This is a genomic window from Marinobacter oulmenensis, assembly GCF_014201735.1.
Taxonomy (GTDB): domain Bacteria; phylum Pseudomonadota; class Gammaproteobacteria; order Pseudomonadales; family Oleiphilaceae; genus Marinobacter; species Marinobacter oulmenensis.
Window position 1 is genome coordinate 179,193 of record NZ_JACHFE010000001.1, and the last position, 12,538, is coordinate 191,730.

The 12,538-nt window shown below is 61.6% G+C and carries 13 protein-coding genes; 4 read left to right on the plus strand and 9 right to left on the minus strand.

The features are described from left to right. Positions 1–134 precede the first annotated feature (134 nt). On the plus strand, positions 135–746 hold the full coding sequence (locus HNR38_RS00785; RefSeq protein ID WP_183698785.1) for a Yip1 family protein: 612 nt from the start codon (positions 135–137) through the stop codon (positions 744–746). 88 nt (positions 747–834) lie between these two features. Here HNR38_RS00785 and HNR38_RS00790 read toward each other — a convergent pair whose 3' ends face one another. Then, positions 835–3,249 carry a phosphoketolase family protein gene (locus HNR38_RS00790; RefSeq protein WP_183698787.1) on the minus strand — a complete coding sequence of 805 codons (2,415 nt, stop codon included), beginning with the start codon at positions 3,247–3,249 and terminating at the stop codon, positions 835–837. A 200-nt stretch (positions 3,250–3,449) separates the two neighbouring features. On the opposite strand from HNR38_RS00790, the gene HNR38_RS00795 reads away from it, so the two are divergent. Beyond that, complete coding sequence (locus HNR38_RS00795; RefSeq protein WP_183698790.1) at positions 3,450–3,941, plus strand: asparaginase domain-containing protein; 492 nt, start codon at positions 3,450–3,452, stop codon at positions 3,939–3,941. 3 nt (positions 3,942–3,944) lie between these two features. Here HNR38_RS00795 and HNR38_RS00800 read toward each other — a convergent pair whose 3' ends face one another. The 3 genes from HNR38_RS00800 to HNR38_RS00810 are packed head-to-tail and all read right to left on the minus strand — an operon-like array spanning position 3,945 to position 6,841. Beyond that, the gene (locus HNR38_RS00800) at positions 3,945–4,640 is read right to left on the minus strand and encodes a pseudouridine synthase (RefSeq protein ID WP_183698792.1); all 696 of its coding nucleotides are present in this window, start codon (positions 4,638–4,640) and stop codon (positions 3,945–3,947) included. After that, positions 4,640–5,668 carry a metal-dependent hydrolase gene (locus HNR38_RS00805; RefSeq protein ID WP_183699689.1) on the minus strand — a complete coding sequence of 343 codons (1,029 nt, stop codon included), beginning with the start codon at positions 5,666–5,668 and terminating at the stop codon, positions 4,640–4,642. The genes HNR38_RS00800 and HNR38_RS00805 overlap by 1 nt, the downstream gene beginning before the upstream one ends. A 3-nt stretch (positions 5,669–5,671) precedes the next feature. Then, positions 5,672–6,841: a lytic murein transglycosylase gene (locus tag HNR38_RS00810; RefSeq protein ID WP_183698794.1), complete on the minus strand. Its 1,170-nt coding sequence runs from the start codon at positions 6,839–6,841 to the stop codon at positions 5,672–5,674. 267 nt (positions 6,842–7,108) lie between these two features. Here HNR38_RS00810 and HNR38_RS00815 point away from each other — a divergent pair, with 267 nt between their 5' ends. After that, on the plus strand, positions 7,109–8,005 hold the full coding sequence (locus HNR38_RS00815) for a response regulator (RefSeq protein WP_183698796.1): 897 nt from the start codon (positions 7,109–7,111) through the stop codon (positions 8,003–8,005). A gap of 10 nt (positions 8,006–8,015) precedes the next feature. Here HNR38_RS00815 and phoR read toward each other — a convergent pair whose 3' ends face one another. The 5 genes from phoR to HNR38_RS00840 form a co-directional block, all read right to left on the minus strand. Further along, a complete protein-coding gene (gene phoR, locus HNR38_RS00820) occupies positions 8,016–9,335 on the minus strand; it encodes a phosphate regulon sensor histidine kinase PhoR (protein ID WP_183698798.1) in 1,320 nt (439 codons plus the stop codon). Positions 9,336–9,384: 49 nt separating this feature from the next. Continuing rightward, a complete protein-coding gene (phoB, locus tag HNR38_RS00825) occupies positions 9,385–10,077 on the minus strand; it encodes a phosphate regulon transcriptional regulator PhoB (protein WP_183698800.1) in 693 nt (230 codons plus the stop codon). Positions 10,078–10,182: 105 nt separating this feature from the next. After that, positions 10,183–11,067, minus strand: a complete 885-nt coding sequence (gene ubiA, locus HNR38_RS00830) for a 4-hydroxybenzoate octaprenyltransferase (protein ID WP_183698802.1) — start codon at positions 11,065–11,067, stop codon at positions 10,183–10,185. 68 nt (positions 11,068–11,135) lie between these two features. After that, the gene (locus tag HNR38_RS00835) at positions 11,136–11,702 is read right to left on the minus strand and encodes a chorismate--pyruvate lyase family protein (protein ID WP_246362261.1); all 567 of its coding nucleotides are present in this window, start codon (positions 11,700–11,702) and stop codon (positions 11,136–11,138) included. Further along, a complete protein-coding gene (locus HNR38_RS00840; protein WP_183698807.1) occupies positions 11,683–12,240 on the minus strand; it encodes a hypoxanthine-guanine phosphoribosyltransferase in 558 nt (185 codons plus the stop codon). The genes HNR38_RS00835 and HNR38_RS00840 overlap by 20 nt, the downstream gene beginning before the upstream one ends. Positions 12,241–12,365: 125 nt before the next feature. Between HNR38_RS00840 and HNR38_RS00845 the strand changes: the two genes are divergently transcribed. After that, on the plus strand, positions 12,366–12,533 hold the full coding sequence (locus tag HNR38_RS00845; protein WP_183698809.1) for a rubredoxin: 168 nt from the start codon (positions 12,366–12,368) through the stop codon (positions 12,531–12,533). The last annotated feature ends 5 nt before the right edge of the window (positions 12,534–12,538 follow it).

Genomic DNA, 12,538 nt, shown 5'->3' on the forward strand with positions numbered 1-12,538 from the left:
GCCCAATTTTTAATCAGATTTCCTTTCGTACACCCACTTCTTGACTATAGTTAGGTTCAGGGTGGCTATTGATCCGTCAGTAGCCACACCCCCGTACTTCACAATACCAACAACAGCAAGAAGAGGGGTGGACTATGCTCCTGTCACATGCGTTTGGTCTTATTACCCACCCGGACCAGGAGTGGGCATCTATCAGGAACGAGCACGAACATCCAACCCGGTTGTATGTTGCCTATGTGCTGGTTCTTGCTGCGATCGCGCCGGTATGCGCGTATATCTCGACGGCCTACTTCGGATGGTCCGTTGGTAATGACCGTCTGATCAAACTGACGGAAATCAGCGCACTACAACTGAGCGTGTTGACATATCTGGCCATGCTGGTCGGCGTTTTTGCCCTGGGTTATGCCATTAACTGGATGGCCCGGACCTATGGCGCCCGTGAGGAGCACGTGCCCTCCAACGGTGTTGCCATGGCTGCCTATTCCTGTACACCCATGTTTCTGGCCGGCTTTGCCCTGCTGTATCCCCAGCCCTGGTTCAATGCGGCGATTTTCCTGGTGGCGGCCTGCTACAGTGCCTGGCTGATGTATGACGGACTGCCGATCGTCATGGGTATCGAAAAGGAGAGGGCGGCCATGTACGGCGGTGCCCTGCTGACGGTGGCCCTGGTGATTCTGGTATCCACCCGCGTGGGGTCAGTCATTATCTGGAACTTTGGTGTCGGCCCGGTGTTCACCAGCGGGTAATTGCCGATGAGGTTAACCGGATAACACACTGAATGCGGGAGCCTGATGGCTCCCGTTTTTGTTGGGGCGTGATCGGCCGGCCGGGGGGTTAGCCCAGCCCGCGGGTGATCACGGAGGGATCGCCTCGGCCTTCGACCGCAGCCAGTTCGGCGCTGGACAGCCATTCGCCCGGTGGTTTGTCGAGCACGGCCGCACAGGCCGCCAGCGCATGCCCCCACGAGCAGTGGTTGGCAAACAGCATTCCGGCCTCATTCAGGGTGCCGCCACGGTTGATGTAGCCCAGTACCCGGGAATGAACCGGTTGCGGAAACAGGGTATGCAGGTGGCCTCGGAAGACCTCCGGGCGCATATGGGTCAGCGCCACCCGGCGATGCATACGATGGGGGAACAACCGCTCGCGCTCGAATTCGCTCATGCAGGTATCGGCTTCCATCAGGTCGCGGGGCTGGCGGAACCGGCCCGGCTCCTGAATGTAGACCAGCCGGAACGGGGCGCCGGTATCGCGCAGGCGTTCGCAGGCTCGAATGGCTTCAGACAATTGATAGGCGCCATTGGCGATGAGCAGCAACGGTTCCTCACCGGCGGAGGTGTCTTCATCCACTACCAGGGCACCGTGGCGTGCCAGGGTCTGGGCCTCACTGGCGTTGAACACGCAGGGGCGTTCTCGTTTAGGCACCACCATGCAACTGATCCGGCCCCGCTCCTGATAGACCGAAGGCAGCACTGCCAGGGTGCTGTTGTAGTCCGCTGGGAAAAGCACCCGGGAGACGTCGCCCATCTCGCCAAGCAGAGCCTCGCAGAAGGTGGTGTCCTGATGGGACTGTTCGTTCTTGCCGTTTTCCCAGGTATGGGAGGTCGCGACAACCGGGAAGCCCAGCCAGCGGGATGGACGGCCGACTTCTTTCTGGTGTCGGGCGAAAATCAGGTCCTGGCGGATGGCGCCCAGCATGCGCACGCAGAAGGCTTCGTAACTGGCCACCAGGTTCAGGCCGGATTTGTTGGCCAGGCAGGCAGACACCACCGCTTCCTCGTTCAGTGCCGTGATGATCTGGCCGTCGAGGGCCTCATCCTCGTTTTCCGGCTGGTTTGAGCGGTGCTTGAGGTCTTTGAGTACGCCGCGAAGCCGGTTGCTGGCCAGTTCATCGGGGTTGCCAACCCGGGGCCTGAGTGACGGATTGTCGGAAATCAGTGCCCGGAAAAACTCGTCAATGGCGGTCATCGGCGACGCCTGGTTCTGCCCCCAGGGCAGTACCGGCATGGTCGGGTCAGCCGGGTTGCGTTGTCCCAGGGGGTGATCCCGTTCCAGGGCCCGGCCCTGGAGTTCGTGCTCGTTGAGCATGGTGACGGCCAGGCCCAGTTCCCCGGGCTCCACCCAGAGGCGGGCGGCGTGTTCGTTGAACAGGTCACGGGCCTTGGCGTCCAGTCTTGGATTGCCGGGCAGGGGCAGGTTGTGGGCGCTGTTCTGGCCGGCACCGTAGAATCCGTAGCCCTTGATGGTTTCGGCAATGCCATAGGGAATGGTGACCGGATAGTCCAGATCGCCGTTGCGGGCGGCTTCTGCCCGCGCCTCGAAAGCCACTTCCATGTCGTAGAGGGCGCAGACAAAGGCCGCCGGATCCCGGCCATCGAATCGGAAAGGTGCGAACCCGCGGGACTCCATGTGCTCCTGGAAACGCTCCAGCCCGGCGGGTGTGCCCAGCTCGGTGCGCTGTTCGATGCGCCGGCCATTGGCGATCATGACCGGCAGAACCAGGCCGCAGTCTCCGGCTCGCCACCAGCGCGGCACCCAGTCACTGCCTTTCTGCTCTTCGGCCGCACCATCTGACAGAAAGGCCACCAGGGACTCTCCGGGCAGCGGCATGTGGACATACTGCAGCTCGGCAAAGCCCAGATAGCCTCCCTCAATGATGCCCCCGGCAGTATGAGAGTTGACGTGACTGCCCAGCGGGGCGGCCATCGAACCGTCCGGTTTCTGCTGGTAGGAATAGAAATCCGACGCCAGCCGGGACAGCCCCTCCGGAGCCTGATAGCGCGTTCGCTGCTCCGGATGCAGGTTGCCGGTAAGAACGTTGACGGCATCGATGGCTGCCACGCAGTGGCCCTGACCCATCAGCCAACTGCGGGTGTGGCCGGTCAGGTTGTTCAGGGCCAGGTAGGCCGCATAGGCAGGCACCATATTCAGGGCACCCCCGGTATGGCCTTCCGGGGAAGTTTTGAAATCCTGTGGTGCCAGGGGAGCGCCGGCAATGTCCACCCGTTTGCAGTAGGTCATATGTACCACCAGCCACAGGCCGGCGCTGGTCAGCCTGTCCAGAGCGGCGAGCTTCCGGTAGACGGTGTCCGTGTCCGGTTGGTGCCCGGCTTCGACCAGCTTTTCGGCCAGTGCCTGAACCTGGCTGGCGGTTTCTTCCGTGTGCTGGACAGCGCCATAGCCCTGCTGCCAGTGCCGGAAGGCAGAAGCGGCTGCTTCCGGTGACGAAGCGGGAGAGGTGGGCGATGACATGAATGGCCTCCATGGAAGTCGGGTCGGGGTATGCTGCCAGTTTAAAGCGGGCCTGAGCCGGGGCCATTGATGCAGGTCATTGGGCTTTGCATATTTTGGCTTGCGTCCGTTTAGAGATTGCATGTGGCATGCCCGGATAGTCATCCTGTCCGGCCCTGTCTATACTCATGCCGTTTTCCATGGCAATCGGGGCAACCGGAATGATCGAAATCCTGACTACAGGTGGCACCATAGACAAGGTGTACTTTGACGCCAACAGCCAGTTTGAAATCGGCAACAGTTTGGTGCCCGAGCTGCTTGCTGAGTCCAACATCCGGGATGGTTATGAAATCCGTGAGCTGATGCGCAAGGACAGCCTGGAGCTGGACGACGCTGACCGTCAGGCCATACTGGCAGCGGTGAGGGCTTCGAAGCATGGCCGAATCCTGATCACCCATGGCACTGACACCATGACGGATACGGCAGAGGTGCTTCGAGGGGTGACCGACCACACCATTGTCCTGCTTGGGGCCATGCAGCCTGCGCGCATGCGGCGCAGTGATGCGGTCTTCAACATCGGTTACGCCTGGGCGGCGGTGCAGTTGCTACCGCCGGGGGTGTACATCGCCATGAACGGCGAGGTGTTCAAAGCCGGAAAGGTGCGCAAAAATCTCGCCGCCCAGCGCTTTGAAACCATGCCGGAAACGGACTGAGCATTAACCCGCGACAGCGTCGATTTCCGCCTGGGTCAGGTGCCGGTAGCCGCCCGCAGGCAGGTCCGGATCCAGTGCAATTGATCCGATGCTTTGCCGGTGCAGTCCGGTAACGTGGTTGCCGACCGCGGCCAGCATCCGTTTGACCTGGTGGTAGCGACCTTCATGAATGGTCAGAAGGATCTGTCTGCCTGACAGCTCTGCCACGGCTGCTGGCCGGGTGCGGGCGCTTTCCCCCTTGAGCATCACGCCCTGCTCGAGTTGCTGCCGGCTCTGTTCGGTCAGTGGCTCGGCCAGATCCACCCGGTAGCATTTCGGGCATTCCCGGCGGGGAGAGGTGACCGTGTGAGACCACTGCCCGTCGGTGGTCAGCAACAGCAGGCCAGTCGTGTCCTTGTCCAGCCTGCCGACAACGTGAAGACCGGCCGCCAGTTCCGGTGGCAGAAGATCCAGTACCGTCGGCTGGTCGCTGTCGGTGGTGGCGCTGAGCGTGCCAGCCGGTTTGTTGATCATCAGGTAGGACTCGCCGGGCAGGGTCAGCGGGGCACCGTCGAACAGCACTTCATCGTGTTCCTGAACCTGCTGGCGGGCCAGCTTGCACGGCGGCCCGTTAACCCGTATACGCCCGGCCATGATGGCCCGTTTGGCTTCTTTTCGGGACAGGGGTGAACTGCTCGAAACGTACTGGTCCAGGCGCATCAGCAGCCATCTCCGGGCATTGGTGTTGACAGGTTGGACAGGCACAGTACCGGTGTCTGGCCGGTTACCCGCGACCACAGTATCTGAGGCGCATCCGGCCTGAGTGGTGGCCGGGCCAACTGGGTGCTGTTCACCGGTGCCGGCCCGTCGGCAGACAGGGAGGCCACGACAAAGGTAAATGGATGGGCGCCGGGAATGCCCAGGCGAATATCCGTGGCGGTCACCTGGGCATTTTCACGGTCGTACTGCAGAAACCCCCGGGTAAACCATTCCAGTCGCTGGACCTCCGGCAGGCCCGCGACACTCTGGCGGAGTTCAGGGTGTCGGGGGAAGTGTTCCAGAGTCAGGGGCTGATCGTCATCGAGAAAGCCCGTAACGACCTCAACACGGGTTTCATCGGTGACGGCGGTGGCGCGCCAGAGCACGGTATTGAAGGGCATGGGCTGCACCAGCAACCGGTAATCCTCCAGCCCGGCTTCGGCCAGGGCCGGACGGACCCTGGCTGTCATCCATTGCTGTGCCAGTAACGTCCAGCCCAGATAGACGCTCGACAGCACCAGTCCGAGAACCACCAGCCTGTGGGCCGGTGGTCGCACCAGCATTGCCAGACAGCCCGCCAGCAGCGGCAGTGTGTACAGCGGATCAATGATGAAGATACTGCTGATTGCCATCGGCGGCCCAACCGGCCAGAAAATCTGGGTGCCGTAAGTTGTGAACGTATCCAGCAGGGGGTGGGTGACCAGCACCAGGGTGACCAGGGTCAGCCAGCGTGCCAGGGAAACCTGGGGCCGCCATCGCCACAGCAGCCAGCCAATCAGCAGTGACAGCGGGATGAGTACAAACAGTGAGTGACTGAAGCCCCGGTGCTGGGTGAAATTGGCAATGGCGGAGCCATAGTCGATCACCACATCAAGATCCGGCAGGGTGCCAAGCAGGGCACCGGCCACCAGCGCAGACCGACCCAGGCTCTTGCCGGCCACGGCACCTGCAATCGAAGCGCCCAGGGCTGCCTGGGTGACAGAATCCACCAATCAGGCTCCGGTCTCGATGCCCAGCGCCCGGAGGACGCGGGCGGAGGGGAAGCCGTCGGCGATCATGCCCCGATCACTCTGGAAGCCACGAATGGCCTCCCGGGTGTTACCGCCCATGATGCCATCCGCTTCGCCACTGTCGTATCCCCGATTATTCAGGGTCTGCTGAAGTTCCAGCACCTGATCCCGGGACAGGGCGGGTAGGTCTTCCGGCGGCGGGTTCTGAAGCCCGGCGGCGCCGGCAATCCGGTCCGCCAGGTGGCCGACGGCAATGGCGTAGAACTCCGAGCGATTCCAGCCCATGATCACCTGGAAGTTGTCATAGACCAGAAACGCGGGCCCCTGATGGCCGGAGGGCACAACCAGGGCGGCGTCGATGGGTTCCCGGTGAAGGGTGTTGCCGAAGGCATCGGTCACGCCCAGTTCCCGCCACCGTGTCAGGGGCAGGCGGCGACCGTCAGCCAGGCTGAAGTCAAAGTTCTCAGGCAGCAGAACCTCACGGCCCCAGCGATAATCGCCATCCCAGCCCATGGATTCCAGGAAATGCCCGGCGGACATCATGGCATCGGGCACGCTGTTCCAGAGATCCCGACGGCCATCGCCATCCGCGTCCACTGCGTGTTTCAGAAACACCGTGGGCATGAACTGGACGTGGCCCATGGCGCCGGCCCAGGAGCCTTCCATCAGTTCCGGGGCGATAGCCCCCTCATCGATGATCTTCAGGGCGGCTACCAACTGCTGGCTGAAGAAGGTGCTGCGGCGCTGATCACAGGCCAGGGTGGCCAGAGAACTGGGTACCGACATTTTACCGAAATAGGTGCCGTAATTGGTTTCCAGGCCCCAGAAGGCGACCAGGTAGTGGCCCGGTACGCCAGTTTCCTCGGTCACCCGTTCCAGCAGGGCCTCATGCTCGCGCAGCAGTTCCCGGCCGCGTTCGATGCGCTGGCTGTTCACGCGGCGGTTCAGGTAATCGGCGAAGGTGGTGGTGAATTCCGGTTGCCGGCGATCCAGCTCAATTACCCTCTCCAGATATTCGGCCTGTGCCAGCACGCCGGAGGCGGTGTCGCTACTGACGCCGGCGTCCTCAGCCTGTTGTTGCAGCCGCTGTTTGCACTGGTTGAAAGCCTCCCCTGTCATCGTGGTTTCCGCCTGAGCCGGGGCAGCCATCATGACGGCCGCCAGCGCGGCGGATAACAGCCCGGAACGCAGCGTTATCTTTTGTGTCAGGGAATAGACCAAGGGGCACCTCTCACGGTAGATTGAAAATCTCTGATCGGGCCATGTTAGCGCGTTTTCCGGGTCTGGAAATACCGCTACAGGCTACCGTTACCAACTATTTTAAACGGTTTCGTTCTCGTCATTTGGTCACATACGGTGAATGGGCGTGTCGGGATGTTCTATAGTGGTGCCAATGACCAAATCCGGAGTGACGTTGATATGACAACCCTGAAGGCGCTGGTAGTGGATGACGCCAGCTTTGTGCGGGATCTGGTGAAACGCACGGTACGCCAGCGTTTTCCGGTGATCGAGACAACCGATGCCCAGAACGGGCGCCGGGCGCAGTCGCTGATGTCCCGCACGACCTTTGATCTGGTGCTCTGTGACTGGGAGATGCCGGAGATGTCCGGCCTGGAACTTCTGCAGTGGATGCGTCAGCAGCCCCATTATCAGAAAGTGCCGTTTATCATGATCACCAGCCGGGGCGACAAGGATCATGTGGTTGAAGCGGTCAAGGAAGGGGTGTCGGAATACCTGGGCAAGCCGTTCAGCCCCGAAGGCCTGAGCAAGAAAATCATCAAAGTGATGGGCCGGCGCCTGAAAGAGGCCATGGACGGTTCCGGAAAATCCATGGATGGGCCGGCCGATGCCTTCCGGGAATCCGCCGACCTGCTGACCCAGAAGCGGGAGGTGGCTCCTCCCAAGCCTGCGGCTTCCGCACCGAATCCGGCGGCTGACAACCCACTGCTGGCGGCAGGCCGGCAGGGTGGCAGCGCCGGCCGGTCGGCCCAGAAAGCCTCGATGACCGTGGCGTCTGTACGCTTCTCGGACAGCACCCTCAAATCGGTGGTCAAGGATGTGAACCTCACAGAGGTGCGGGTTATCGCCAAGCGGGACCAGGTTTTTCCGGGCATCCTTGATCAGGCGGTGGTTGATATCGACACCGGGGAGGGGCAGATGGCGCGTCTGAATGGTTATGTTCATCAGCTTCAGGCGGTGGACAAACGCCAGGACACGGATTTTGTCAGCGTCACCATCCGCTTTGTCGATGAAGACCCGAAAAAGATGGAGGACCTGTCCCGGTTTGTGGCCCGTTTCCGTGCTGCGGCACGCTGATCCGGCGGGATCAGACCTCCTCGTGAGTTTCCTGGCGTTCCACCAGCCGAACCTTGGGGAAGTGGCAGATGAACTCGCTGCCTTTCCCGATTTCACTGCGGATATCAAGGCTGCCATCGTGGTTAATCAGCACATGCTTGACGATGGCCAGGCCCAGCCCGGTTCCGCCCGTCTCCTTGTGGCGACTTGGGTCGGCCCGGTAGAAACGCTCGGTCAGGCGCGGAATGTGAATCGGGTCTATGCCCAGGCCGGTATCTTTCACTGACAGGTGAGCGCCCTCACGGTCAGCGCTCCAGGAGACGGTAATTCGCCCACCCGCCGGGGTGTATTTCACGGCGTTGAACACCAGGTTGGAGAACGCGCTGCGCAACTGGCTCTCGTCCCCCCTCAATAAACGGTGGTCCGTTACTTCCACGTTGATGCTGTGCTGTTTGTCGCCGCTCAGGGCCCGGGCATCACTGCAGATCTGCTGGATCAGGGCTTCCACATCGGTCAGGGCGTCGTCCGCGGTCTGTTCGCCGGTTTCGATCCGGGAGAGCAGGATCAGGTCCGTGATCAGGGCCTCCATCCGTGAGGACTGGTCGGCCATGGTGTGAATGGCCCGCTGCCATTTCTTCGGCAGTTCGTCGGCGTGATCCACCAGGGTTTCCAGGTAGCCGCTGATCACGGTCAGGGGCGTTCGCATCTCGTGGGAGACATTGCCGACGAAGTCCCGGCGCATCTGCTCCAGTTGATAGAGACGGGTGACATCCTTGGCAACAATCAGCCGGTCGTTATCCCCGAACAGGCTGATCTGTATCTGCAGGCGCAGGTGCGGCCGTGAGGGGGAATGGAGTTCCAGGGGGTCCCGATAATCCCGTGCTTCGAAGTAGGCCTTGAAGGCCGGGGTCCGGATCAGGTTGTAGATGTACTGGCCCTGGTCCGTACTGCGCCGGAACCCCAACAGGTGTTCCGCGGCGCCGTTCCACCATTCCAGCGAGCCCTGGGCGTTGGTCATGATCACACCGTCGCGCATGGCGTTGGTGGACTCCTGAACCCGGTTGATCTGGGCGCGGAGCCGATCCTCGGTGAGCAGGTGGCTCTGGTGCAGTTTCTGCAGCTTGTCGAAGGTTTCACCCCACAGGCCGACGCTCTGGGGCGCCTCGGCGCTGGCGCTGGGATTGCTTAACCAGTTGTAGAGCCGGCGGGACTGGACCAGTGTCCAGCCAAGATAGGCGGCCAGGCCCACAAGGAGTCCGTACAGTGGCTCACCGAGGTACGCACCGATCATCGTGGTGACGGCGAGCCCGATCAGGATAATGCGCAGATAGCGTGACCAGGAATGTTGCATCCAGTACTGCCTTGTGGAAACCGATGCGGATGCCGCGAATCTCTGTCGATCAGGCGGCTCTTGTCGAGAAGCGGTAGCCGGTGCCCCGTACCGTCTGGATCAGGTGGTCGTAACGCTCACCCAGAGCTTTGCGCAGGCGCCGGATATGCACATCAACGGTACGCTCCTCAACGTAAACATTGCCACCCCAGACCTGGTCAAGCAACTGCGAGCGGCTGTAAACCCGCTCCTGGTGCGTCATGAAGAACTGCAGCAGCCGGTATTCGGTGGGGCCAATGCTGATTTCGCCTTCCTGTGTGGTGACCCGGTGGCCGACCGGGTCCAGGGTCAGGCCTTCCACCTCGATGGGGCTGTCGACGCCGGCCGGGGTGGTCCGGCGCAGGACGGCCTTCAGTCGCGCCACCAGTTCCCGTGGGCTGAACGGTTTGGTGATGTAGTCGTCAGCACCGACTTCCAGACCCTGGATCTTGTTGTCCTCTTCCACCTTGGCGGTCAGCATGATGATGGGGATATCCGCCGTGGTTTCATCTTTCTTCAGCCGGCGCGCCAGTTCAACCCCGCTGGTGCCCGGGAGCATCCAGTCAAGCAGCACCAGGTCGGGCTGCCTGTCAACGATCAGGGCGTGGGCTTCGCGGGCGTCCTCCGCTTCCAGGTAGTCGTAGTCGGCCATTTCGAGGGCCACCGCGATCATCTCGCGGATCGGGGCCTCGTCATCGACGATCAGGACGGTTTTTCCAGTCATGAGCTTCAACCTGTTGTAGACCGGGGGTGCTCTTGGCTGATCACCCCCTGTTTTGTTGCTGCCTCATTACATCGCTGATTTGTTACAGGTATATGACAGGGTGAACTAGAGAGCAAGGTCGAGCGCCAGGCCTGCAAACACGGAAAAACCGGCCCAGTTATTGTTGAGAAACGCCTTGAAACACGCTGCCCGAGCGCGATCCCGGGCCAGGTACTGGTGGTAAACGAAGAGCGTGGCCATGCCTACCAGGCCGAGGTAGTAGAAGGTGCCCAGTTCGGCCTGTCGTCCCACCATGACCAGCACAACGATCACCAGTACCTGGAGAACCGCGATGATGGCCTTGTCCGCCTCGCCGAACAGGATTGCGGTGGATTTGATGCCCACCTGCAGGTCGTCGTCCCGGTCCACCATGGCATACAGGGTGTCGTAGGCCACCGTCCAGAGCACGTTGGCGGTGAACAGCAGCCAGGTGATGCGTGCCAGTTCGCCGGCCTCTGCAGCCCAGGCCATTGGGATGGCCCACGAGAAGGCGGCTCCGAGAAACAGCTGTGGCAGATGGGTGTAACGCTTCATAAACGGATAGATAAACGCCAGCACCACGCCACCGAAGGACAGGTAGAGGGTCAGGGTATTGGTGAACAGGACCACCATGAGAAACGACACAATCGCCAGTCCGGCAAACAGGGCCAAAGCCTCCCACGCCTGAATACGGCCGGTGGTGAGCGGGCGTTCCCGGGTGCGTTCGACATGGCGATCCCATTCCCGATCGGCAAAGTCGTTGATGGCGCAACCAGCGGCGCGCATGAAGAACACCCCCAGTGTGAAAATCACCAGATTGGCGATGGAGGGCATGCCCTCGGCCGCCAGCCAGAGCGACCACCAGGTGGGCCACAAAAGCAGCAGGGTGCCGATGGGGCGATTGATCCTCAGCAGTCGCGCGTAGTCGAGCAGACGTTGCTGGACAGAGGCAGGCACGGCGTTTTGCAGCATGGTGGTGATCCGTCGGTGGAAAACAGAAACTATCGAGCGACTGATTATAGCCACCGGAGTGATCCGGATTAAAGCGGACCTGCCGGCAGGTAAAGGTCGGGCAGGAGATACTCGCAGACCATCAGGGCCTGGTGCTGGCAATGGAACAGCGAGCGACGGGCCAGGCGGGGCTGGCCGGGCTGCGTCGCGCGGCAGAGGCCGACTTCGAGGGGGCCGCGGGACCAGTCCGGGCTGCTGAACAGATAGGCGCCCAGCGGCCGGCTGCCGAGATGTCGCAGTTGCCGACCGCGGCCCTCCAGGCAGGGTACGGGAATCACCGTGCGGGCCAGTACCCAGAGCTGATGGTCACCGCAGAGCCGGACTTCGCGAATCCAGGCTTGTTGGCGGGGTGGGATGTCCAGTCTCCGGGCTTCCTCGGCAGAGGGGCGGGCAAAGCCCTCAGTGCAGACCTCGACATGAAAGGCCTCGCGGCACTGCTGCTGCAGTGCCCGGGTGAAGGAGCCTTCCACGCCCAGCCAGTAGCGGGCCGGGCCCCGGACTTCCGGAGACTGCAGGCCGGCAGCCGACAGTGAGCGGAGCCAGTGGGTCTCGGGAAGAGGGCTTTGTCTTCCGGTCTCAGAGTCCTTTGACAGCATAGATCCCCGGCGCATTGCGCCAGTAACCCTTGTAATCCATGCCGTAGCCGAACAGGAAGCGGTCTTCCACTTCCATGCCGGTGAAGTCGGCCTTCAGGTCGGGCCGGGCCTTGCGGTCATGCTGTTTGTCCACCAGCACGGCGGTCAGAACCTCGCGGGCACCGTGAGCACGGCAGTAATCCGCGATGGCGCACAGGGTCGTACCCTCATCCAGAATGTCGTCGACAATCAGCACGGTGCGGTCGTTGAGGTCCGCGTCAGGGCGGAGTTTCCACTCCAGGATGCCGCCTGTGGTTTCCTGACGGTAACGGGTGGCGTGCATGTATTCGGCTTGCACCGGAAAGTGCAGTTTCGGCAGTAGCTGCCCGGTCAGGATAAGGCCTCCATTCATGACACAGAACAGCAGGGGGTTGCTGTCCTTCAGTCGGTCGGCGATTTCCTGTGCCATGGTGTTAATGGCGGTGTGTACCTGCTGTTCGGTGACCAGGCAGTCAGCGTCTGCCATGACCTGGTTCATTTCGGCGACGGTGTCGGTCATTCGATCGGTCCTGTCCAAAACCGGCGATTATACCGGACCGGACCGGTTGAAGGGAGGGGGTGCTGGGGTATGATGGCGGGTAAAAGCATGCGTACTGTCCGTGATCAAAAAACAGGAGAGACAGTGTGAAGAAATGGCAGTGTATGGTGTGCGGTTTCATCTATGACGAGGCCGAAGGCTGGCCGGAAGACGGCATCGAGCCCGGAACCCGCTGGGAGGATGTGCCGGAAGACTGGGAATGCCCGGACTGCGGTGTTGGCAAGGAAGATTTCGAAATGATCGAAGTCGACTGAGCCGG

What these genes read in the sequence shown, in the direction of transcription:
- HNR38_RS00785 (WP_183698785.1), top strand. Translation starts at nt 135, where the DNA reads ATGCTCCTGTCACATGCGTTTGGTCTTATTACCCACCCGGACCAGGAG.
- HNR38_RS00790 (WP_183698787.1), bottom strand. Translation starts at nt 3,249, where the DNA reads ATGTCATCGCCCACCTCTCCCGCTTCGTCACCGGAAGCAGCCGCTTCT.
- HNR38_RS00795 (WP_183698790.1), top strand. Translation starts at nt 3,450, where the DNA reads ATGATCGAAATCCTGACTACAGGTGGCACCATAGACAAGGTGTACTTT.
- HNR38_RS00800 (WP_183698792.1), bottom strand. Translation starts at nt 4,640, where the DNA reads ATGCGCCTGGACCAGTACGTTTCGAGCAGTTCACCCCTGTCCCGAAAA.
- HNR38_RS00810 (WP_183698794.1), bottom strand. Translation starts at nt 6,841, where the DNA reads ATGATGGCTGCCCCGGCTCAGGCGGAAACCACGATGACAGGGGAGGCT.
- HNR38_RS00815 (WP_183698796.1), top strand. Translation starts at nt 7,109, where the DNA reads ATGACAACCCTGAAGGCGCTGGTAGTGGATGACGCCAGCTTTGTGCGG.
- phoR (WP_183698798.1), bottom strand. Translation starts at nt 9,335, where the DNA reads ATGCAACATTCCTGGTCACGCTATCTGCGCATTATCCTGATCGGGCTC.
- phoB (WP_183698800.1), bottom strand. Translation starts at nt 10,077, where the DNA reads ATGACTGGAAAAACCGTCCTGATCGTCGATGACGAGGCCCCGATCCGC.
- ubiA (WP_183698802.1), bottom strand. Translation starts at nt 11,067, where the DNA reads ATGCTGCAAAACGCCGTGCCTGCCTCTGTCCAGCAACGTCTGCTCGAC.
- HNR38_RS00835 (WP_246362261.1), bottom strand. Translation starts at nt 11,702, where the DNA reads ATGCTGTCAAAGGACTCTGAGACCGGAAGACAAAGCCCTCTTCCCGAG.
- HNR38_RS00840 (WP_183698807.1), bottom strand. Translation starts at nt 12,240, where the DNA reads ATGACCGACACCGTCGCCGAAATGAACCAGGTCATGGCAGACGCTGAC.